This window comes from Massilia sp. GER05, assembly GCF_052056005.1.
Taxonomy (GTDB): Bacteria; Pseudomonadota; Gammaproteobacteria; order Burkholderiales; family Burkholderiaceae_D; genus Telluria; species Telluria orientalis.
On sequence record NZ_CP178858.1, the window covers coordinates 6,636,490 to 6,658,374 of the forward strand.

Here is a 21,885-nt window from a genome sequence, read left to right on the forward strand (position 1 = left end):
CTCATCCAGTACGTCGGTGCCAAAGGCTCTCGCGACCCTTTGGGGTTATGCGCCAAGAGGGAGGCTACACCGTAGCTTGAGGTCGTCACGGCCGCAGTAGCTGAAGTCAGCCGTTGAAGTCTACTGAAGAACAGTCTCCTGTGCGAACAGTTGGCCCTCGCAACATGATGTTGACAAAGCGAAATTTTTTTGTCACATTGGCAACTGGAGAGAAAAATGAATATTTCTGAAGCGACCCTTATCTCATGCGTATGTCATTTGGTGGGAAATCCGACGAGGTCGGAGCCTATCGTATTTTCGGAAACGCAGCCTAAACTAACAGACGAAACCGCGGGTCTACTCATGCGGAGATGTGTGGCTTCGATGGAAAAAGCAGCCCCGTTTTTTTTTCAACACGACGCTGATATTCGCCTGAACGAACTCTATACATTCTCAAGATCTATATTTTTAGATAGAGAGAGTTTCTTCGAGAACTCGAAACACATAGCTAGGCTCTTGTATAACAAAAGCAAGAATCCGAACATTCCCCAAGGGGAATTGTTAATTCTTCTGGTCCGGGACATCGAATTACAGGGGGCAAAAACTGATGCCTTGTGTATATTAAAGATTGAGGCGAGAGAGCAATATCTTACGATTTCACTAGATAACGGTAGCTATGTCCCGCAAGAGCAGGACGGAATTGATCTTAGGATGTTGCAAAAAGCCGTTTTGATCCCATCCGAGCATAACTTTATTTTAGCTTATGAACGCACCGGATCTACACAATATTGGATCGATGACTTCCTTCAAGCAAAAGCTGTTCAAACAGAGAAGTCTGCGTCGAAATTTGTTTCTGAATTCACTAAGAATGCGATTGAGGCAATGACGGATTCGAGTCGCATCGCTGAGTATGCTGAAAGAATTCATGCATTAACTGAACGTGAAAATTTGACCCCTAATGACGTCATCTCAACAACATCCGGTTTTTTGACAAAATCTGAATTGGATTCTATTGCGGATGTGGCGGTGGGGAAATCAAATTTGGTAGATCTAGATTTTTCAATTTCGTCAAGTACGTTAGCGAAAGCTGCTTCCAAAACGTTTCGTAAGATTGACATTGTCCGTGGAGTTAAGTTGTTAGTCGAAAATGGAATGCGCTATCCGTTGATCTCGGTAAGCAACGTTGGCGACGAGCAGCATATTTTAATTCGTATGAAAGCAGCTAAAGCATGAGTGGCGAGAATTCCAAACGATCTGGAGAAATTGGGGAAAAGTTGGCGGATAGCTATCTGGAGCTGATAGGTTGGTCCTCAGGGCTGCAAGCCATTCCGATAAAATGCAACGACGATTCCCATCGAACAGCAAAAGATGATCTGCGCCGTAGCCACGGCGATGATAGGGTTTTTGTTTACAATAATCCGTTCTTTGACCACCAAACGGATGTCGTGCATATATCTGTGAAGAATAGCTCTAAGGGATATCCAACTAGCGAGGCGGTTACGAAAACGGAATTCAAGAATTTCGTGGAGGAGTTGAATGAAATAATTTCATGTGCACAATATGATGAGGGTTTGGATGGCTTATTAGACACATACGAGCGGCGACGTCATCTTGAACATGCCGGGCTCCTTATCTGGACGAGTTCAGATTTTGGAAGTCATGACAAGGACGTACTTTCGTTGGTACGGAATATTAAGTCTCTTGATGATAAGTGTATACATAACGTCTATTTCGTAGACGGTGCACGTATTGAGTTTACCAGAAAGATGGTTGAACACCTGCGAAGTAATTCTCCTGGTGGTTATAGCTTCATCTATCCCGAGCCTGGCGCATTAATAAACCGAAATGATGAAAGACACGGTCGGGCACTTCCATTGTCGTTAGTTATTGCTGATGTGATTCCAGCAAAAGTTATTGCGGCAACCGGGGAGGAAGTATTGTTTTTGTACGCGAATCAAGCTTTTGACCGGGAAGCATACATGCGATTACTCAATCTCGCGCTTGTTATTGCTGGTGCTTGGCCACAAAAGGTTTTTATAGGTTTTCGCGACTATAACGACGCCATTCATTCTAACGATGCGCGCAGCGCCGAACTGGCTTTTCAGGATCGAAAGAAATCATTTCACCCGTTCTCTTTCGAACCATCTAATTTGGCTTCCCTATCAGCTGTGAGCACTGGTGATGAGTAAAATCGAAGATAAAGTAAAAGTCAAACAATGGCTGCCGCACGGTGAGCAGCTCCGCGTTTTGCTCGGAAGTGATCACATTTCGCCTGGTGAGGTCGCTTCTACCCTGCGATCAAAAGGCGTGTTCAATGTAATTACCGAAAAATCAGCGACAATACCGATCCTCGCCGCGTCAATTCTTTTGCCTAACGAATTTGTGAAACTTCTAGAGACCTCGGTCTCTAGGGAAAGCAAGCTTAAAGAACAGCCGCAAGACATTCAATTGTCGAGCGCAGACGCTGCTTGGCAAAAGTGCTTTAAATCCCTGAGCGGCGAACTGGTCACACTGGTGGGACTTGATGATTTGCATGGCGTGTCGTTTTCGCGCGCTCCACAGGTCAAGTTTGATGGCCATTCGAAAGCATATATTGAGTATGAGATTAATCGCCGCGACTTTAGTCAGGATTTACTCGGTCGCGACCTAAATTTCATCGGTCGTATCGGAGTTGAGCAGAAAAACGGAGCGTTAAGACTCGATTTCCTTTCTCAGCATTCGTCTAAAGAGACTCAGCGAATTAACGAGCGGGTGCTGAAAGTATTATCAACTGCACTCAAGACTGCAGGTTTAACAAAAACGGATGAGCCAAGAAAGATTGTCTTTGGAGCGTTTGAGAATAAAAACCGTATTTTGTTTATGCTTCACGTCGCCTCTAGATTCGAGGGAAGCAAAGGGAATGGAACGATTGTGGATGTCACAATCAGGAAGAACGAAGCACATGTCGAGTTGCCTAATGATCCGGGTATTAAATGGATGGAAGGATCAGTTCGAAATCTGAAAGTCGATGGCGACAAATTAAATAACTTTGCTTTGTTGGCTAATTCTGCTTACCATGATTATTTTTTTCTTACCCGCGTGCTCGTTGAATACGAGTTTGCGTTTGGAAATTTTGAGGGGAGCTGTAACGTAGTTTACGCCTTTGATAAAATTCGTTCGATAGAAAAAATAGCGGCAACACCATTTCATTATTCGATTGATCGTATCGCAATGAGCTCCAGCCTGAGCGGCAAAGCGCTTGCTGATGTTCGTTCTCAGATCGGTTCTAGAATCAGGAGAGCGGTTGAATTGGAATTCGAGAAGTTTAAGACATAATCGTGTAATGCGTCAAAATGAAGTGCAAGGTTAGTGGGCATGTGCCGGCCGAACTGCATCAAGATATGGAGTAAAAATCCTTGGTATTAATTGTGTGTGGTTACGAAACAGAAAGAAAAAGAAAAAGAAAAGAAAACGCGAGCATACTTTGCCGAATTAGTCGTCAAGAATTTTCGTAAATATTACATGTGAAGCTGTTGTTTCAAACCGGTGTAAATGCTTGGTTGGCGGCAAAAACGTTGGGATACGCCGTCCTCAACGCATTGCGCACACCGCTGGCCAGTCAAACGCGCTCTATTCTCGTGGGCAAAGATGATGTGAATCGCCGCAGCGGCGGCACCTCATCAGGTGTCAGCGTGTTCTAAGTAGTCTTCCAGTTTTTGCTGTCAAAGTCGATCAGGCAGATAGCATGAGTTGAAAGATGAAGCTGCTGGAGCTGTCGAAAGACGAACGACGGACGCTGCGGGAAATGGGAATTTTCCATCCACACCTGAGGACACGGATGCGGGCGCAGGGAATTTTACGGTTGAGCCAGGGGCTGACGTTGCAGCAGACTGCGGACGAGTTCATGGTGCATCTGAACAGCGTCGAGCAGTGGCGGCAACGCTGGAACAAGTTCGGGTTGGCCGGACTGTACGAAGGCCGCCACACTGGCCGGCCAAAGAAGTGGATGTCCGAACAGCGGCGAGCTCTGGGCGAGTTGGCGCAGTCCGAGGGCGGCACAGTTGTCGCACTGCTTCGTCATATCGGGCGGCAGCAGGAACAGGCACCGATCAGCGAGAACACCGCCGTACGCTATCTCAAAGAGATGAATTTCAGCTACAAGCGCTACCGGTACAATTTAAAAAAAACGCAACCAGAAGGCCTTCGAACGCGCCAGCAGGGTGATTGGGGAACTGGGCCAGCTCGATCATGAGCAGCGATGCGAACTGCTGTATTTCGACGAATCCGGTTTCAGTCCAAATCCACCGGTGCAATATGGCTGGACGCGGGTCGGCCAAACGCGCTCGGTCGAACCCCTAGCGCACCGGCAGCGTGTGAATGTGTTAGGAGCATTGCGCCACGACGGCCAGTTGATCTGGACTACACAGCAGCGGCCGACCACGCGCGATGATGTCATCGCTCTCTTTGATCAGATAGCTGACCAGCCGCACTCGGTGCCACGCATTGTTCTGCTCGATAATGCTGGGATCCACAAAGGCGAGGCAATGGAAAAACAGCGGCGCCGCTGGGCCAAGAAGGGGCTGTGCTTGTACTATCTGCCGCCGTACAGCCCGGAACTCAACCGCATCGAGACACTGTGGAAGCACGCCAAATACTTCTGGCGCCGATTCGCCAGCGTCAACGGCGCCAACCTACTGGCCGAGATCCAGTCCCTGATGAAAGGTTTCGGCAGCGAATTCACCGTAATTTTGGGAGAGTACTTAGATACCTGCCGCCAGGCTGCAATCAATGCCTACCACAAGATCATTGCGCGGCAGCTCGGCTTTGATGGATGATGTCCAGCCAGGCTACAGGTTCGAGAGCGCTCATACCTTCGATCCGACGCGGGCAAGTGCGTTTGCCTTTGCCGCCGGCGACTGCAATCCGTTGCGCCATGACCTGCAAGCTGCCCGGTCGTCCCGCTACGGAAACTGCTGGCCGGCGCGACGCAAACGAATGCACTACCGATGGGGCTGGCGGCACGCCATTTTTCGGGGCGCTGCAGTGTAGTTGGCGTAAAGTTTTCCTTTGAACTCCTGCGGGGCGTATTTGCCATGAACGCGTGCGGATATGGTGGGAGGTCAGCGGGATAGATCCTCATCCAAGGAATGGCCAGTACGTGGATCTGACCGTCGCCATGACGGGACCGCGGGCGATATCCGCGTCCATAGCCATGGCCGCATCCGAGTCTGGTGAGCGAAGAAAATCACATTGGCTTCGCATCCTGTTGTTCAACAGTTCACTGTCGCGTGGGCAGTCGATTGAGGTATGCTTCGGTCTCGATACGGCACACTGCCTGGCATGACGTGGTGTGTATTCCTCCTCTTATGGCGCTGCGTATACCCGTTACTGAATGCAAAAAGGCAGTGTTTCGATCTACTTCGTGAAGTCGGCCGTGGAACCGGTCGTCGCCCGGGGCATTAACCCTGCCCCGCTACTGCGCGACGCCGGTATTACGCCGGCATTGCTGCAGGCGCCGCAGGGCCGCGTGATCGCTCAGAGTTTCAGTGCTCTCTGGCTCGGCGTGGCACGCACGCTCGACGATGAACTTTTTGGCCAGGACACCCGGCGCATGAAGGTCGGCAGTTTTTCCATGCTCAGCCACATCCTGGTAGACTGCGCCACGCTGGCCGATGCACTGGCCCGCATGACACGATTTTTCAACCTGCTGCTGGATGATTTCCAGTGCGCCGTTGAAACCAGCGGCGGCCATGCCTCCCTCACGATCCGGCAAAGGGCCGAATCGGGGGCGCCGCGTATCTTCGGTTACGAAACGCTGCTGATGTTGCAGCACGGCCTCGCCTGCTGGCTGATCGGACGACGGATTCCGGTCCTTGCGGCGCGCTTCGCTTACGCAGAGCCATCGCGTAGCGCGGAATACCAGTTCATGTATTCCGCCCGGCTCACGTTCAACGACGAGGTTACCTCGCTCTGTTTTGAACGCACCTACCTCAACCTGCCGGTGATCCAGAACAGCCGGACGGTACGCGAGTTCGTTCGCAATGCACCGGCCAACATCATTCTCAAGTACAAGAACACCAACAGTCTGTCGGCCCAGATCCGCCGGCGCCTGCGCGCCGCGGGCACCTTCGAATGGCCAGAATTCGATGCGATCGCCAAGGCGCTGAATCTTACACCGTCAACGCTGCGGCGGCGTCTCGACGACGAGGGACAGTCGTTTCAGGCCATCAAGGATCAGGTGCGTCGCGACATGGCAATCGACCAGCTGTGCCACACCACCAGGAGTGTTGCCGAAATTGCGGCGGACCTGGGCTTTTCCGAGGCTAGCGCTTTCCACCGGGCCTTCAAGAAGTGGGCCGGCGCATCGCCGGGTGAATATCGCCTGATGGCGAACCGCAGCTGAGTGCGGCACGTGGCGCAAGCCACATCACAGGATGGCCGCCGAACGTGATGGCCACTACGCGTGGCAGACTGCGGGACGCTAACGTGCTACCTGGCCTCCTGGTTGGCGATGCAGCAGCGCCCAGACGCTCGCCGAATACCAGCGTGCGCCGTAGCGGCCGCGGATGCCCCGTCGGTTCAGGTCGGCGGCAATCGCCGCATACGTTTCGCCGCTGGCGCGCCGCGCCGCGAGGACCGGCAAATCCGATTCCCCTGCCCCGGGCACCGACACTTGGTCGCCAGAATCACCAGGGTTTGCTGGCTCGGGCACACGATGCCGTCCCGGGTCCGCCGCTTCGGCAATGGCCATCAACTGCTTCAACATGAAGGCCGGGTCGCGTGGCTTATCAGTGGTAGCCATTGCTTATCGTGGTTGAATCGAGAGCTTGTAGAAGCCGGCACAAGGCACCCACGGCGCTGATGCATTTGGACGGGAGCACGGTGACCGGTGCCTGTAACTAGTAGATGATCTCGCTGTGATAGCGCGATCAGGCAGGGCATCTGTTACGGACGGCTCGTCAACCTTGCAACGAGACCTGGCTGTTCTCGTTTTCGTCTGGCCAGCAGCGCCGCCCTTGCTTGTGACCGTTCGTTCGATGGCGAACTGAACTGGCACACACATTGGCAATAACGCTGACGTCGGCAACCTCGATGTCATCGTCAGGATTTTATGGGCTGGCGGGCCATTGGAAGGCCGCTCTGGGCGATTGTGACCGCCCGTTGCGGATCGGGCGTTGCCGTACGATGCTCCTCCACCAGCCGCAGCACGGCCTTGGACTGGTATCCCCCAGCCAGAGACTTCAACCGGTTGGCAAAGGGGCGATAGTGCTCGTCCAACTGGGCCAACCGATCAGCTCGTGCCGTGATGCCGAGCATGTCGCCCATTTGGGCCAATCGGTATAGCACCTCCATTTCTTCCGCAGGCGGCGCAACGATAGGCCCCTCCTCCGGCGGCGACTCCGCTTGCTCCGGGCCACCGACCCATGCCAACTGCAGCAGTCCTGCCACCTGCTCCAGCAAATTGTCCGCTTCGAGTGGTTTGACAAGAAAGGCATTCATCCCAGCAGCCAGACTTTGCTCGCTGTCGCTAGCCGACACGCTGGCCGACATGGCGACGATCGGCACTTCGCGGAAGGCTTCCTGTTTCCGCAAGAGGCGGGTAGCGGCCAGCCCATCCATTACCGGCATTGCAATGTCCATCACGATCAGGTCCGGCCGCAGGCGTTGCGCCAACTCCACCCCTTCGCGGCCATTGGCCGCTTCGGCTACTTCGAAGCCGAGCGGTATCAGCAGACCGCTTACCACCGCACGGTTATCAGCGATATCGTCCACCACCAGCACCTTCCTGCGCGGCCCTATATAGCCGGTCACGGCCTTGGTTGTCGCCACAGTTGGGGCCACCTGTACCGGCTGCGCCTGTACCTCGAAGCGGAAAATGCTGCCCTGGCCGGGCCGGCTCTCGACCTGGATGTCACCGCCCATCAGGCGCACGTATTTGCGGCTGATGGCTAGGCCCAGGCCGGTGCCCGCCTGACGCCGCCGCATCTCGCCGGCTTGCTCGAACGGCTCGAAGATGCTGTCTAGCTGGTCGATGGCGATGCCTACGCCGGTGTCCTGCACTTCGAAGGCCAGCCGGGCCGGTGGTCCAAAGCGTACCCGCAGCGTGATGCGGCCGTGGTCGGTGAACTTAGATGCGTTGGCCAACAGGTTGAGCAAGACCTGGCGCAGCCGCTTTTCGTCGGCCCGGACTCCCTGCGGCAGATCGGGAGAGAGCTCGCACACCAGCATCAGTCCCTTTTCCGCCATCTTCACGCCAACGATCTCGATGATGGTCTGCACGAACCGCGCCAGCTGGATGTCGACCGGATAGAGTTCCATCTTGCCGGACTCGATCTTGGCCAGGTCCAGGATATCGTTGATGAGGGTGAGCAGGTGTTCACCGCTCTTGCGGATCACGTTGACTCCGTTGAGCTGGCGCTCGCCCAGCGCCGGGTCGCGCTCCAGGATCTCGGCATAGCCCAGAATGCCGTTCAAGGGCGTGCGCAGCTCGTGGCTCATGTTGGCCAGAAAGGCGCTCTTGGCGCGGTTGGCCGCCTCCGCGGCATGGCGAGCTTCCCGTTCCGTCTCGGCCCGCTTGCGCTCGGAAAGATCCAGCACGAAGGCTACCCCGTGATCCGGCGAGTCGTCGAAGAGAACGGCGCCGATCAGTACCGGGACGCGGCTGCCGTCGTTGCGGAGGAATTCCTTTTCATACGGGACGCACGTCCTGGCTTCACGCAGCTCCGCTACTTTCCGCACATCGAGCGCGCGGTATTCCGCCAGCGTCATGCGTTCCCAGTTCACTTCGCCCGCCAGCAAGTCTTGCCGCTCGTAGCCGAGCATCCGGAGAAACGCATCGTTGGCGTCGGTGATGTTGCCGCTCAAGTCCCAGAAGAAGATGCCGATGATGTTCGATTCGACCAGGCGCCGGATGCGGGCGTGACTGTCGCGCACATCCGCATAGAGCCGGGCATTGTCGATCGAGATGGCGGCCTGGGAAGCCAGGAGCTCCAGCACCTGGACCCGGTCCGGGGTGAAGGCATGGGTGGCCAGACTGTTTTCCAGGTACAAGATGCCAACCAAAGCCGATTGGCGCAGGATAGGCAGGCAAAGCACCGACTGGGGATGCTGTTGCGCAAAGTACGGGTCGGTGGCAAACGAATGCCGTTCGGCCGCCTCCATCAGCAGCACCGGTTCCCGGCTGCGCCGGACGTACTGGAGCATGGCAATGGGTAATTGGCCCTGGGACGGGGACTGTCCGGCATGCCGGCGCACCTGCACCGTCTGCTGCTCGACCCTGGCGTCGGCCATGAGCGTCAACGCGTCTCCTTGCGCGAGCAACAAATAGCCCGTCTGCGCGCCTGCGCTTTCGAGCACCAGGCGCATGAGGGTATCGACCAGCTCATCGAGCAGGATCTGACCGGAAATGGCTTGCGAGGCCTTCGCAACAGCGAGCAGATCCAGCCGCACCTGGTTTTCGGCGGGCGTGGAGGCAGCCTGTTCCTCCGTACGCACGCGCAACCATGGGTGCTGCGCCTCGAGTTGCCTCACCTTGGCATCGGCGCCCCAACGGAGATAGGCGTCACGGGCGTCCTGCAAATACAGCTTGGCAATCTTTTTGAAACCGCGCGTCGCGTAAAAGCGCGAGGCGAATTCATTGGCAATCGCCTCGTTGTGGATAAAGCCGCTGTCGCATGCAGTACGGACGGCTTGCTCGTAGAGTCGCTCGGCATCGAGCTCACGTCCGTCGAGGCGGGCGATCTCGGCGCCGACCAGTGCGGCATGGGTCGCGAAGTTGTCCGGGCAATTCTCTTCCCAGACCTGAAGCTGCCGGTGGTGCGCGGCCAAGGTTTCCCGATGCTGTTGCCGCTCGTCCGGCGCGGCGTCATCGCACCAGGCGGCCCGTGAAAGCGCGCCGCAGTAGTGATATTCCACCGTGTCCAGAAACGCTGGTGACGTCCAGAGCAGTCCGCTCGCCTTCTCCGCGGCCTCCGTGGCCGCGGCATGATCGCCGGCGAAGAAGCGCGCCTGCAGCTTCCGGATCCAATACCAGCACGCGACGGGCGCCCGCTGCAGGTTTTCCTCCAGAATGTGCTGCTCGAACCGGCTCTCGTCGAACCCGGCCCCGTTCAGGCTGCCGAAGACCGGAACGGCGCCGCGCAGCGTCCGGACCAGCTGAAGCGGCAAGGTGATGGCGTCGACGGCGTGGCCAAACCCCGCCCGGCGCGCGAAGTCGAGCCCGGCCTCGGCCTCCCGCTGCACCTCGGCGAGCGGGGTACCGCCGGTGAGATGAAGCGTGACGACGTTTCTGTAGTGGTAGGCCTCAAAGGTGAGATCGCCAGTCTGCTGCAGCGCATCGAAAGCACGTTGCATCCACTCCCAGGCGGATTGGATGGGCCGCATCCAGGGAACGATATGGATAGCGTAGATCACGTAAACACGGGCCTTGAAGGGGCTCAACCCACGCCTCTCCATCAGGTCGAGACCGAGCTGACCAAAGCGCAACGCTGCCGCGTAGTCGCCGAAGTATGACCCCACGACCACACTGAATGAGGCATAGCAGACGCAGGAACTATCGCTGTTGCCACGATCCAGGCTGAGATTGATTGTCCGGCACATCACAAAGCAAAGCAATAGATTGTCACCCGATTGGTGTACAGGCGGAATAATCTTGGTCAGGACATCGAGTGTCGCCAGGGACTCTCGGTCGCCCATCCAGGGCAGATCGATCAGGTCCTCGATCGCGCGGTCGCCGAGCTTTGACCAGATCTGCTCATATTCACGACGCACGTCCTCGTCTGTGGGATGCTGCGACCAGTCGATACCCATCTGCCGTAAATAGTCGAGACCGACCGCCACTGCGAGGTCGGTTCGATTGATCGTTGTATAAAGGTCCACGCGCAGGCATGTCACGGCCGCCTGTTCAACGGTGTTGGCGGCGCGAGTGGACAGCGTCGTCAGGCGGGCTTCCGACTCTGCCAGTGCACCGGTCAGGAACTCGCATTCCGCCTGGCCCAACTCGAATGCAAAGACGAGCTCATGCTGCCGCGTCCAGTCGTCTTCCGCCAGGAGTCCCGCACCGGTGCGGAGATAGGCGAGCGCCGGGGCATAGGCCGCTGCCGCCTTGGCGCGCTGCGCGGCAAGCAAATTGAGTTCGGCAATTCGCTTGCGCTCTTCCCGCGACTCGACCAGCTCCGCGCCGTGATTGAGCTGGTTGACGACCTCGAAGATCCGTTCGGCGACTGCCCCGGGCGCGAGGCGGGACGACAGAATGCGGCCGATGACAAGGTGCATCCGGGCCTGCGATGCCTCGGGAATTAGCGAATAGGCCGTTTCCTGCACGCGGTCATGAAGGAAGGTGTAAATGTCGTCTTGCCGGTACACCAGACCCGCCCGCTCGGCCTCCCACAGCAAGGCGCGGACCCCGTCTTCGGATTGCGCGAGGACGAGACCCAGCGTGGCGGCGTCGGCGGCATGGCCCAGGCAGGCAAACAGGGTCAAGGCGTCTTGCGTTTTCGGTGGCAGGCGGGCGAGCTTGCCCACTAGCAGATCCACCACGTTGTTGGTATAGCCCTTGGCATGAATGCGCGGCAAGTCCCAGCGCCAGCCGCAGTGGCTGGCATCGAAGTCCACCAGCTTTTCCTCGGCCAGGGCAGTCAGGAACTGGCGGGTGAAGAAAGGGTTGCCGCCGGTCTTCTCCAATACCAGTTGCGCCAGCGGCTGAGCCGCGTTCAACGGGCAGTGCAGCAACTCGGCCACGAACTGCACCACATCGTCGAGAACAAGCGGGGCGAGCACGATGCTCTGCACGACGCCGCCTACCTGGCGGATCGCCCCCAGGCTATGCATCAGCGGGTGGGCGGCGCCGACCTCGTTATCGCGGTAGGCGCCGATCAGCAACAGGTAATGCACGTCCGGGTGGGTGGCGAGATCGGCGAGCAGGGGCAGCGTTCCCGTGTCCACCCATTGCAAGTCGTCGAGGAACAGCACCAGCGGATGCTCTCGCTTGGCGAACACGCCGATGAACCGCCGGAGCACAAGCCGGAATCGGGCTTGCACCTCTTGGGCTGACAGGTCCGGGACTGACGGCTGCGGACCGATGACGAGTTCGAGCTGGGGGATCAGGCTGACCAAGAGCTGGCCGTTAGGCCCCAGCGCTTCACGAATGACATCCCGCCAGTGCGCGATATTGGCATCGCTCTCGCCCAGGATCTGGCGTACCAGACCGTCGAAGGCCTGGGCCAGGATCGCGTAGGGAATGTCGCGCTTGACCTGGTCGAACTTGCCGGCAATAAAGTAGCCACGCCTTTCCGTGATCGGTTGTTGCAGCTCGTTGATCAGCGAGGATTTCCCCACCCCCGAATAACCGGCTACCGTGACCAGCATCGGCGTACCTGTCGTGGCCACTCTCTCGAACACGGCCAACAGCGCAGCGCGTTCCCGCTCGCGTCCGTACAGCTTGTGGGGGAGCTGAAAGCGGTCGGACACATCCCGCATGCCAAGTACAAACGGCGCAATCTCGCCAGACGCCTGCCATTCGGCCAGACAGCGCTCCACGTCGGCCAGAAGGCCGCTGGCACTCTGGTAACGCTCCTCCGGCACCTTGGCCACGAGTTTCAGCACGAGGTCCGAGACGACCTCGGGAATGTCTGGGACCAGGCCGCGCGGCGAAACGGGCATGCGTGCGAGGTGGCAATGCACCCATTCCAGCGGATCGTCCGCCTGGAACGGCAGCTGCCCGGTCAGCAAGCGATACAGTGTGATGCCCAACGCATAGAAATCGGCGCGGTTATCGGCCTGGCGGTTCATGCGCCCGGTCTGCTCCGGCGAGACATAGGCCCAGTCGATGACGGCAGGCGGACCGGTAGACGTAGCAGAGTCGCGCACGGCGGCCCGGCTCAGGTCTGCCAGTTTGACCTGGACACCGTCGTGCGCCAGCAGGAAGTTCGTCGGGCGGATATCGCGGTGCACGATGCCGCCGGCATGGAGCGCTGCCAAAGCGCCGGCCATTTGGCCGGCGATGGCGAGCGCTTCCGGTAGAGTGAAGCGTTGCTGGCGCGCCAGCACGGCCTCCAGACTCTCGCCGGCGAAAGGTTCCAGCACCAGGGCCAGCCGCGCACCGTCTTCATGCAGGGCGATCGGCTTGAGGATCCCTGACGCATCAAGGGATTGCAGCAGCGCATATTCGTGCCGCAGGCCACCGGCAACGCTGTCGTGTGAGGGGAACTTGAGGAGCACGGGGGTGCCGTCCCGAACATGCCGGGCAAGGTGGAGCGTGCCGCCGGCTACTGTACCTACCTGCTCAACAGTCTGATAGTTGCCTAGGTTCATCGGGCTCCCCTATCTCGAGGATTGTCTACAGGCTGCGGCGATCATTCCTTGCTTTTTCAATCCCCGATTCCGAGAGTAATCGTATTTTCTTCTTGGTACAAGCACTCCCGCCGCATCCATTGTTTCGTTGATCTTCATACGATTGCCCAGGTTCACGGACGAAGCCGTGGCTGACTTTACTGTTTGTTCCAAGCACCTTTGCAGGCGGTGGAGCTACCCATGGTAACCGGCTCAACTGATCGGTTGCAAATTCAGCCTTGAGCAATTATGCAATCGTTTGCAATCGACTTACGGAATGTTAGCACCCCCGACTGGAAATGCAAGAAAAATATTCACTCCTGTCAAACCAACACTATCAACGCATCCAGACCTGTGTGGCAGCCTGTACGCAGGCGCCATTTATTGCAAACGTATGCGGAGTTGCGCGCAATAAGGGCGCGCATGGCGCCCGTCGGCCACTAACGACATGGACACATGGGTGGTCGTTAGCAACGCGATGAGCTCAGCCGGTATTGCGCAAGCCCGCCGCCACCCCATTGATCGACAGATGAATCCCCCGATGCACCCGCTCATCGACCTTCTGCTCGGCCGACAGCGCCCGATGCCGCTGGATCAGCTCCACCTGCAAGTGATTCAACGGATCGAGATAGGCGAAACGGTTCTGGATCGAGCGCGCCAGCAGCGGGTTGTTCACGAGGCGTTCGTCCGACCCGGTGACCAGCTCCAGGCAGTGCAGCGTCTCCGCGTACTCGGCCGAGATGCGCTTGAAGATGCGGTCGCGCAGTTCGGCGTCCGGCACCAGTTCCGCGTAGCGCGACGCGAGCGCGAGGTCGGTCTTGGCCAGCACCATGTCCATGTTCGACAGCAGCGTGGCGAAGAACGGCCAGTGCTGGCCCATCTCGCGCAGCAGCGCCAGGCGTTCGTCCCGGTCACCCTCGGCGAGCCAGCTGGAGACCGCAGCGCCGAAGCCGAACCAGCCCGGCAGCAGCAGGCGGCACTGGCCCCACGAGAAGCCCCAGGGGATCGCGCGCAGGTCTTCGATGCGGCGCGTCGACTTGCGTGATGCCGGACGCGAGCCGAGGTTCAGTTCCGCGATCTCGGCGATCGGCGTGGCGGCGAAGAAGTAGTCCGTGAAGCCCGGGGTCTCGTACACGAGGTTGCGGTACGCCTTGTACGCGCGCTGCGACAGCTCGGCCATCACGGGCTCGAAGCGCGCCAGGCGCTCGATCTGCTCGCGGTCGGCATCGTGCGGCATCAGGCCCGCTTCCAGCGTCGCGGCGACGAGCAGCTCGAGGTTGCGGCGGCCGATTTCCGGGTTGCTGAATTTCGACGAGATGATCTCGCCCTGTTCCGTCAGGCGGATCTGGCCGTTCACGGTGCCGGGCGGCTGGGCGAGGATCGCGTTGTAGCTCGGACCGCCGCCGCGGCCCACCGTGCCGCCGCGGCCGTGGAACAGGCGCAGCTTGACGTTCGCGTCGGCGAACACGTTCACCAGCTTCAGCTCGGCCTGATACAGCTCCCAGTTCGACGTCAGGAAGCCGCCGTCCTTGTTCGAGTCCGAATAACCCAGCATGACTTCCTGCAGGCGGCCCTGGTGCTCGATCACATTGGACACGATCGGCAGCGCCATCCACGTGTTCATGATGTCGCCGGCGCGCTGCAGGTCGGGGATGGTCTCGAACAGCGGGATGACCATCGCGTCGCTCTTCTTCTCGCTCGGGCGGAAGAGCCCCGTTTCCTTTTGCAGCAGCAGGACTTCGAGCAGGTCCGACACCTCCTCCGTGTGCGAGATGATGTAGTTGCGGATCGCGCGCGTGCCATAGCGCTTGCGGATCTCGCGCGCCGTGCGCATGATCTGCAGTTCGGAATTCGTGATGTCCGAATAGCTTTCGTACGGCGTGTACAGCAGGCGTGGCTGCGCCAGTTCGTCCAGCAGCAGTTTGACTTTCGCGTCTTCGTCGAGGGCAGCGTAATCCGCTTCGACACCCGCGCGCGCGAACAGCTCGGCCAGCACTTTCTCGTGCACGTCGGAGCTCTGGCGCATGTCGAGCGAGGCGAGGTGGAAGCCGAAGATGCGCGCCGCGCGTAGGAGGCCGTTCAGGCGCGGCACGGCGAGGATGGCGCCGTGGTTTCCGTTCAGCGAATCGACGAGCACCTGCAGCTCGGCGCGGAATTCGGAGGCGTCGCGGTACGCGTCCGCATGGCCCACTTCCTTGCGCAGGATGTTGGTGGCGCCCAGCTCGCGCGCCGTCGATGCGAGGCGCGCGTAGACGCCGATCAGCGCGCGGCGGTACGGTTCGTCGCTGCGGTGCGGGGAGCGGTCGGGCGATGCGTCGGCCAGCGCCAGCAGCGCGGGGCTCGCGGCCACCAGCAGCGTGGACGGCGACAGCTCCGCGCCCAGCGCGTGCACTTCGTCGAGATAGAAATCGAAGATGGTCGTCGAATGGCGCACGAGGGCGCGCTGCATCGTCGCGGCGTTGACGTTCGGGTTGCCGTCGCGGTCGCCGCCGATCCAGCTGCCCATCTGCATGTAGGCCGCGTCGTCCAGGCCATCGGCATCGCGGCCGTACTGCGCCGCGATCTCTTCCTCGACGTCGTCGTACACGGCCGGCAGCTCGCACAGGAACGTCGTGCGGTAGTACGACAGGGCGTTCTCGATCTCGTCCGCCACCGTCAGTTTTTCGTAGCGCAGCATGCGGGTCTGCCACAGGGTCGCGATGCGGGCCTGCAGCAGCTGCAGGTTGCGCGCGCGTTCCTTCGGCGTCAGCGGCAGGTCGCGCTCGGCCAGCAGGTGCGCGATGTCGTGCTCGGCGTCGAGGGTACTCTTTCTCTGGACTTCGGTCGGGTGCGCGGTCAGCACGGGCGCGATCAGCGCCTCGCGCAGGAAGCCTTCGACCGTCTCCTGCGCGACGCCGGCATCCTTCAGGCGGGTGAGGGCGTAGGCGACGCTGGACGGCTGCGGCTTCGAGCCGGCCAGCAGGTGGGCGCGGCGGCGGCGGATGTGGTGCTGGTCTTCCGCGATGTTGGCCAGGTGCGAGAAGTACGAGAAGGCGCGCACGACGGAGTTGGTCTCTTCGCGCGACAGTTTCGCCAGCAGCGTCTTGAGTTCGGTGCCGGCTTCCTGGTCGTCTTCGCGGCGGAAGCGCACGGCGGTCTGGCGGATCGTCTCGACGAGGTCGAACACGGCTTCGCCTTCCTGGTCGCGCAGCACGTCGCCGAGGAGGCGGCCGAGCAGGCGGATGTCTTCTTTCAGCGGCGCGTCCTTGTTGAAAATATCGTAGGTAACGGACACTGGGGGGCAAGCGTGTTCCGGCATGTCATGCGCAACTGCTGAGTTCATGTTCAACTTTCCTGATCGGGAGTCGTGCCAGTCAACATCCGGACGTTGCGAATGCCAGACTCGAAAAACATTGGGAGCGCGGTCACCCGCGCGGCATTTCATGTACTTTCCTTACAACATTTCGATGGCGATGGCCGTGGCTTCCCCGCCGCCAATACATAAGCTTGCGACTCCGCGCTTCCCGCCTGTTTTTCGTAACGCCCCTATTAATGTCACCAGAATACGAGCGCCGGATGCGCCGATCGGGTGACCTAGCGCGCACGCGCCACCATGTATGTTCACTTTATCGATGTCGAGTTCTAGTTCCCGCATGGCGGCCAGGGTGACGACAGCAAATGCCTCGTTGATCTCCCATAAGTCGATATCTTGCACCGATAGGCCAGTGTTGCTCAGCAACTTCCGTATCGCACCAATCGGAGCAGTCGGGAACAACTTCGGTTCGTGTGCATAAGTCGTGTGATTGAGAATAACGGCGAGTGGCTTTACGCCGAGCTTCTCCGCTGTGACGCGACGCATCATGACCAGTGCTGCGGCGCCATCGGAAATGGAGCTTGAGTTCGCGGCAGTAACAGTACCGTCTTTTTTGAAGGCCGGCTTCAACATGGGGATCTTTTCGATCTGCGCCGACAGGGGTTGCTCATCGTCTGCAACTTGAGTTGATTTGTTTCTGTGAACAACCTCAACTGGTGCAATCTCCCACGCGAACGACTCTGTCTTGATTGCTTCCTGGGCGCGCAAGGTGGATGCAATAGCATAGCCATCTTGTTGGATACGGTCGAAATCAAAGGCTGTCGCACAGTCCTCCGCAAAGGTCCCCATCAGACGGCCCTTGTCGAAATAGGCATCTTCGAGTCCGTCGAGGAACATGTGATCAAGCATTTGGCCATGACCAAGGCGCATGCCCTTTCGCGCCTTTGGAAGAATATATGGAGCATTACTCATGGATTCCATTCCACCCGCGACGACAACATCGTTTGTGCCGGCTGCGAGGGTATCGTGCGCCACCATTACTGCTTTCATGCCAGAGCCACAAACCTTGCTAACGGTTGAGCACGGGATCGACATTGGTAGACCTGCGTCTAGCAAGGCCTGACGCGCTGGAGCCTGCCCAAGGCCGGCGGGGAGCACACAACCGAGGATCAGTTCATCTATTCGATCTGGAGAAATCCCGGAACGCTCGATGGCAGCCTTGATAGCCGTGCCACCAAGTTGCGGAGCAGTCAAGCTTGAAAGGCAGCCCTGAAATCCCCCAATAGGAGTACGGGCGACGGAAACAATGACAACAGAATCTGGTGACATATAGTGCTTTCAAAAACGTGGATTTATTTTGCGAATTTACGAATTGACCACCAAGACGCGTGACGGCGCCATTCAAGAATTGATTTGCCTCTCACGTCTTGGCAGCAAGTTTTTCCGACTCCATTTTTCGCAGCACAAATCGTTGCAGCTTTCCGCTGGGCGTTTTGGCAATGCGTCGATGAATTTGATAGCGCGGGGATATGCATGTGCCGAGAGGCGGCGTTTGACATGTAGAGCAAGCTTCGACGAGAATTTTTTCGTAAGCGATGTCTACCTCACTGCGCCAAGGCGCGCCCAATGACCATGCGCTGAATGTCGTTGGCACCTTCGTAGATTTGGCAAACGCGGACGTCGCGGTAAATCCGCTCTACTGGGAAGTCGCTAACATAGCCGTAGCCCCCGTGGACCTGAATAGCGTCAGAGCAGATTTTCTCGGCAACCTCAGAGGCGAACATTTTCGCCATCGACGCTTCTTTCAAACACGGCTGGCCAGCATCCTTGAGCGTTGCCGCACGCCAAACCAGGAGTCGGGCAGCGTCCAGTTGCGTCGCCATGTCTGCAAGGCGAAAGCTTATTGCTTGATGCTCAATCAGCAGCTTTCCGAACGTTTCGCGCTCTTTTGCATACTTCAATGCAGCGTCAAACGCAGAGCGCGCCATACCGACAGATTGCGCGGCGATCCCTATCCTGCCCGCTTCGAGATTGGAAAGAGCAATACGGTATCCTTCGCCCTCAACGCCCATCAGTGCGTTCGCTGGCACCCGGCAATTGTCGAAGATAATCTGTGCGGTGTCGGAGGCTTTTTGGCCCATTTTTTCCTCAACACGCGCGACGACATAGCCGGGCGCGGACGCTGGCACGAGGAAGCAGGAGATACCATTCTTGCCGGCGTCCTTATTTGTGACCGCAAACACGATCGCTACATCCGCGTGCTTGCCAGTGGTGATAAATTGTTTGACGCCATTGAGAACCCATTCGTCGCCGTCACGCACTGCAGTCGATTTCAGTGCCGAAGCATCCGACCCCACATGTGGCTCTGTGAGACAGAAGCAACCCAGCTTCTCTCCGCGCGCCATAGGTTTTAACCACTCCTCCTTCTGAAGATCCGATCCGTATTTCAACGTAATCCCGCATGCCAGCGAATTCTGAACACTGACAATGGTCGAGGTGGCGCCATCGCCGGCTGCAACTTCTTCGAGCACAAGAACCAGACTCATGTAATCCAGGCCCGCGCCTCCCCAGTGGTCGGGAACGACCATTCCCATCACCCCAAGCTCTCCCAGCTCTTTCAACGCTTGACGCGGAAAGGTATGGTTGCGATCCCACTCTGCGGCAAAAGGCGCCAGTCGTTCCGTGGCAAACACACGGATAGCGTCGCGGATCATTGCATGTTGTTCCGTTAATATCATTGGTCACCCTTCGGCGTGGCTTGGACGGCACGGCGTGTGGACAGCACCTCGATGATCCGCTGGTGTTCCTTACGATCGATACGATAGGCCATCAGCAAGGGCACGACGACCAGGAACAGGACGGCATGGCCTGGCCCCCACAGCATGCCGAGAAATTCGGCATCTGCGCCGGACAACTGCGGTGCCTGTGCCTGCCCCCCTTTCAGGCCGACAATGGATAGCATCAGGCCTGCCAGCAGCGACCCGATACCGACCGCTGCCTTGGCCGCGAACACCACCGAGCTGAAATACAAGCCCTCGCAACGGGTACCGAAAAGGTATTCGTGCTCGTCGATCGAATCGGCGAGCATTGATTGGATACCGATGAACAGCATCGACGAGCTCAGTCCGAACACGACCGACATCGAGCACAACACAGTTACCAGAGAAATGCCCGAAAGAAGCCCTGAACTGATGAGGAGAACGGGGAGGCCCTGGGTGAGAACGACCAGAATGACGCCGATGAGCATGCCAGTACGCTTCTCCACGCGGTGATAGAGCATCGCAGCAATGGGAATACCGACGAACATGCCTATCTGCATGGCGAGCACCGGCGCCTGAGTCTGGGCCGTATCGAGGCGCCAATAGTATTTATAGGCGTACAGGTTCAGCGCTTGCATGCTGCCACTCACTACCAGGAACAACAGGCAGGTCGCGAAGAGCAGGACAAAAGAGCGGTTTCTTGCGAGGTCGCGAATATCCCGGACAACCGAAGTCCGGTGGGCTTCCGGCGCCGCGCCCTGCCCCCCTCCCGGTGCCGCCAGCTTCCAGATTCCGGCGATGCACGCCAGTCCGGCGACCAGCACGACGCCGGCAAGGAGGAGGCCTAGATGGGCATATGCCGGCGCACTCGACATCGACCCAGGCTCGTTAAAGATCAGATGAAAGGCCGGCATGACACAAGCGACAGCGCCAAGGAAATTGAAGAACGCCCGGTACACGGCGATGCTTGATCGCTCGCTGTAATCACTGGTCAGTTCCGCGGTCATGGACGAATATGGCAACGCGTAACAGGAGGTGCCCAGGCGCAGCACGATGTTTGCCGCAAGGGCGCACGCCAGCGTCACCGTGCTGCCATACGCGGTCGGGATCGTGAATAATAACCAGCCGGCCACCGACACCACCGGCAACGCTCCGATCATGAACGGCAATCTGCGCCCCCAACGCGACTTGAGCCGGTCGGAGGCCGAACCGATCATTGGATCGGCAATCGCGTCAACGACGAGGGAAGCGAACAGGAGCGCACCGGCAACGGCCGGGTCCATCCTGCACACGTTCGTCAGGTAGTACAGGAGAAAGGTCGACGCAACAAACGTTACGCCGGCCTCCACCACTTGGCCGCTGCCAAACATCAGTTTCTGCCCAATGCTGAGGCGGCGGGCGGTGGACACCCCGATGTACGGCACCTTTTCCATTGGATTGTTCATCGTCCTTGCTCCGAAACATTGCCAGTGGCCTCTTCAATTGTCCCGCCCGCGCTAGCGCTTCGAGCGAGCATGCGGCAGCGCGCGATCACCTCATCGAACGCAGCCTGCGCCGCCGGCACGATCGCGCTCAAGTGCACGAAGCCATGGGTCAGGTGCGAGTATTCGATCAGCTCGGCGCGCACGCCAGCCGCCCGCAATTTGGCGGCATAGTCGGCGCCCGAATCACGCAGCGGATCGACGCTGAGCACGACGACCAGTGCCGGCGGGAGTTCCGCCAGGTCGGCGACCACAGGCGATATCCGCCAGTCGTCGGGGGATTGCCCCTGCAGATAGGCTGCCCGGCACTCTTCCACCATCGCCTTCCGTAGGGTGGGATCAAGGTCGGCCATGGACGATTCGCTCGCGAACAAGGCGTCGCGCAGATCCACGGCCGGATACAGCAGCAATTGCCCTGTGATAGCCGGCAACGGGGAAAGCGCATCGCGGCGTGCCGCGGCCGCCTCGTCGCGCAAAGCGATGGTGACTGCGGCGGCCAGGTTACCGCCGGCACTGTCCCCCGCAATGATGATCGACTCGCGGGGGCCGCCGAGCTCATCAATGTTGCGTAGGGTCCAGCGCACTGCCGCGAGCGCGTCGTCATACCCTGCAGGAAAAGGATGTTCCGGCGCCAGACGATAGGTGCAGGAGACGACCAGTGCCGGAAGATCGTGGCAGAGCTTACGGATCGTGTGGTCTACCTGGTCCAGTTCGCCCGCTGTCCAGCCGCCACCATGGATGTAGATGAGCGTCAGCTGTGCAGGCTGGGTCGGCCTGTACACCCGCACATCAACGTGTCCCCCCTCCCCCGGCAATGCGATGGACTCGACTGCGGCGACGGAGGGCAGCGGGCGTTGTCCGACGATGAAAGGCAACAGCGCCGTGCCTGCCGTACGTATTGCAGCCCAGTCCACCGGGGTCTGGACGTTGAGTGGAACTGAACTGAGCAATTGCTGAAGGACAGGATCGAGGTTCACATTGTCTCCGATAGTATTTTGGGGTTATCTGGCAAGAGCGCATGATGCATCCGGCACACGCAGCTTGAAACGATCTAATGCAATCGTTT

General features: G+C 58.6%; 14 protein-coding genes and 1 pseudogene. 7 read left to right on the plus strand and 8 right to left on the minus strand.

Annotated features, from left to right (window positions below; translation table 11 throughout):
- Window positions 1-216: 216 nt before the first annotated feature.
- From ACL58G_RS29225 to ACL58G_RS29255, 7 genes are all read left to right on the plus strand, one after another.
- Complete coding sequence (locus ACL58G_RS29225) at window positions 217-1,212, plus strand: nucleoid-associated protein (RefSeq protein ID WP_440963989.1); 996 nt, start codon at window positions 217-219, stop codon at window positions 1,210-1,212.
- Window positions 1,209-2,168, plus strand: coding sequence for a hypothetical protein (locus ACL58G_RS29230; protein WP_440963990.1), 960 nt, complete (start codon window positions 1,209-1,211; stop codon window positions 2,166-2,168). Before ACL58G_RS29225 ends, ACL58G_RS29230 begins: the two co-directional genes overlap by 4 nt.
- Window positions 2,161-3,294 (plus strand): hypothetical protein, encoded by a 1,134-nt coding sequence (locus tag ACL58G_RS29235; protein WP_440963991.1) that lies wholly within the window; start codon window positions 2,161-2,163, stop codon window positions 3,292-3,294. The genes ACL58G_RS29230 and ACL58G_RS29235 overlap by 8 nt, the downstream gene beginning before the upstream one ends.
- Window positions 3,295-3,482: 188 nt before the next feature.
- Window positions 3,483-3,659: a hypothetical protein gene (locus tag ACL58G_RS29240; RefSeq protein ID WP_440963992.1), complete on the plus strand. Its 177-nt coding sequence runs from the start codon at window positions 3,483-3,485 to the stop codon at window positions 3,657-3,659.
- A 56-nt stretch (window positions 3,660-3,715) separates the two neighbouring features.
- A complete protein-coding gene (locus ACL58G_RS29245; RefSeq protein WP_440963993.1) occupies window positions 3,716-4,210 on the plus strand; it encodes a helix-turn-helix domain-containing protein in 495 nt (164 codons plus the stop codon).
- The gene (locus ACL58G_RS29250; RefSeq protein ID WP_440963994.1) at window positions 4,179-4,793 is read left to right on the plus strand and encodes an IS630 family transposase; all 615 of its coding nucleotides are present in this window, start codon (window positions 4,179-4,181) and stop codon (window positions 4,791-4,793) included. The genes ACL58G_RS29245 and ACL58G_RS29250 overlap by 32 nt, the downstream gene beginning before the upstream one ends.
- A gap of 557 nt (window positions 4,794-5,350) precedes the next feature.
- Window positions 5,351-6,361, plus strand: coding sequence for an AraC family transcriptional regulator (locus tag ACL58G_RS29255; protein ID WP_440963995.1), 1,011 nt, complete (start codon window positions 5,351-5,353; stop codon window positions 6,359-6,361).
- A 78-nt stretch (window positions 6,362-6,439) separates the two neighbouring features.
- Here ACL58G_RS29255 and ACL58G_RS29260 read toward each other — a convergent pair whose 3' ends face one another.
- The 8 genes and pseudogenes from ACL58G_RS29260 to ACL58G_RS29295 form a co-directional block, all read right to left on the minus strand.
- A complete protein-coding gene (locus tag ACL58G_RS29260) occupies window positions 6,440-6,760 on the minus strand; it encodes a recombinase family protein (protein ID WP_440963996.1) in 321 nt (106 codons plus the stop codon).
- A 299-nt stretch (window positions 6,761-7,059) separates the two neighbouring features.
- Window positions 7,060-13,269, minus strand: coding sequence for an AAA family ATPase (locus ACL58G_RS29265; protein WP_440963997.1), 6,210 nt, complete (start codon window positions 13,267-13,269; stop codon window positions 7,060-7,062).
- Between the two features lie 502 nt (window positions 13,270-13,771).
- Window positions 13,772-16,585: a phosphoenolpyruvate carboxylase gene (ppc, locus tag ACL58G_RS29270; protein WP_440968150.1), complete on the minus strand. Its 2,814-nt coding sequence runs from the start codon at window positions 16,583-16,585 to the stop codon at window positions 13,772-13,774.
- A gap of 135 nt (window positions 16,586-16,720) precedes the next feature.
- Window positions 16,721-17,908: an acetyl-CoA C-acyltransferase gene (locus tag ACL58G_RS29275; protein WP_440963998.1), complete on the minus strand. Its 1,188-nt coding sequence runs from the start codon at window positions 17,906-17,908 to the stop codon at window positions 16,721-16,723.
- Window positions 17,909-17,999: 91 nt separating this feature from the next.
- Window positions 18,000-18,148 (minus strand): annotated as a pseudogene (locus ACL58G_RS29280) (AMP-binding enzyme); the annotation flags it as partial.
- A 35-nt stretch (window positions 18,149-18,183) separates the two neighbouring features.
- Complete coding sequence (locus ACL58G_RS29285) at window positions 18,184-19,317, minus strand: acyl-CoA dehydrogenase (RefSeq protein ID WP_440963999.1); 1,134 nt, start codon at window positions 19,315-19,317, stop codon at window positions 18,184-18,186.
- Window positions 19,314-20,783, minus strand: a complete 1,470-nt coding sequence (locus ACL58G_RS29290) for an MFS transporter (RefSeq protein WP_440964000.1) — start codon at window positions 20,781-20,783, stop codon at window positions 19,314-19,316. The genes ACL58G_RS29285 and ACL58G_RS29290 overlap by 4 nt, the downstream gene beginning before the upstream one ends.
- The gene (locus ACL58G_RS29295) at window positions 20,780-21,796 is read right to left on the minus strand and encodes an alpha/beta hydrolase (RefSeq protein WP_440964001.1); all 1,017 of its coding nucleotides are present in this window, start codon (window positions 21,794-21,796) and stop codon (window positions 20,780-20,782) included. The genes ACL58G_RS29290 and ACL58G_RS29295 overlap by 4 nt, the downstream gene beginning before the upstream one ends.
- Between the last annotated feature and the right edge of the window lie 89 nt (window positions 21,797-21,885).

Bases quoted from the DNA above. Each gene is read 5' to 3' on its own strand.
- ACL58G_RS29230 (WP_440963990.1), top strand. From the start codon at position 1,209: ATGAGTGGCGAGAATTCCAAACGATCTGGAGAAATTGGGGAAAAGTTG.
- ACL58G_RS29265 (WP_440963997.1), bottom strand. From the start codon at position 13,269: ATGAACCTAGGCAACTATCAGACTGTTGAGCAGGTAGGTACAGTAGCC.
- ACL58G_RS29290 (WP_440964000.1), bottom strand. From the start codon at position 20,783: ATGAACAATCCAATGGAAAAGGTGCCGTACATCGGGGTGTCCACCGCC.
- ACL58G_RS29245 (WP_440963993.1), top strand. From the start codon at position 3,716: ATGAAGCTGCTGGAGCTGTCGAAAGACGAACGACGGACGCTGCGGGAA.
- ppc (WP_440968150.1), bottom strand. From the start codon at position 16,585: ATGCCGGAACACGCTTGCCCCCCAGTGTCCGTTACCTACGATATTTTC.
- ACL58G_RS29255 (WP_440963995.1), top strand. From the start codon at position 5,351: ATGCAAAAAGGCAGTGTTTCGATCTACTTCGTGAAGTCGGCCGTGGAA.
- ACL58G_RS29260 (WP_440963996.1), bottom strand. From the start codon at position 6,760: ATGGCTACCACTGATAAGCCACGCGACCCGGCCTTCATGTTGAAGCAG.
- ACL58G_RS29225 (WP_440963989.1), top strand. From the start codon at position 217: ATGAATATTTCTGAAGCGACCCTTATCTCATGCGTATGTCATTTGGTG.
- ACL58G_RS29275 (WP_440963998.1), bottom strand. From the start codon at position 17,908: ATGTCACCAGATTCTGTTGTCATTGTTTCCGTCGCCCGTACTCCTATT.
- ACL58G_RS29285 (WP_440963999.1), bottom strand. From the start codon at position 19,317: ATGATATTAACGGAACAACATGCAATGATCCGCGACGCTATCCGTGTG.
- ACL58G_RS29235 (WP_440963991.1), top strand. From the start codon at position 2,161: ATGAGTAAAATCGAAGATAAAGTAAAAGTCAAACAATGGCTGCCGCAC.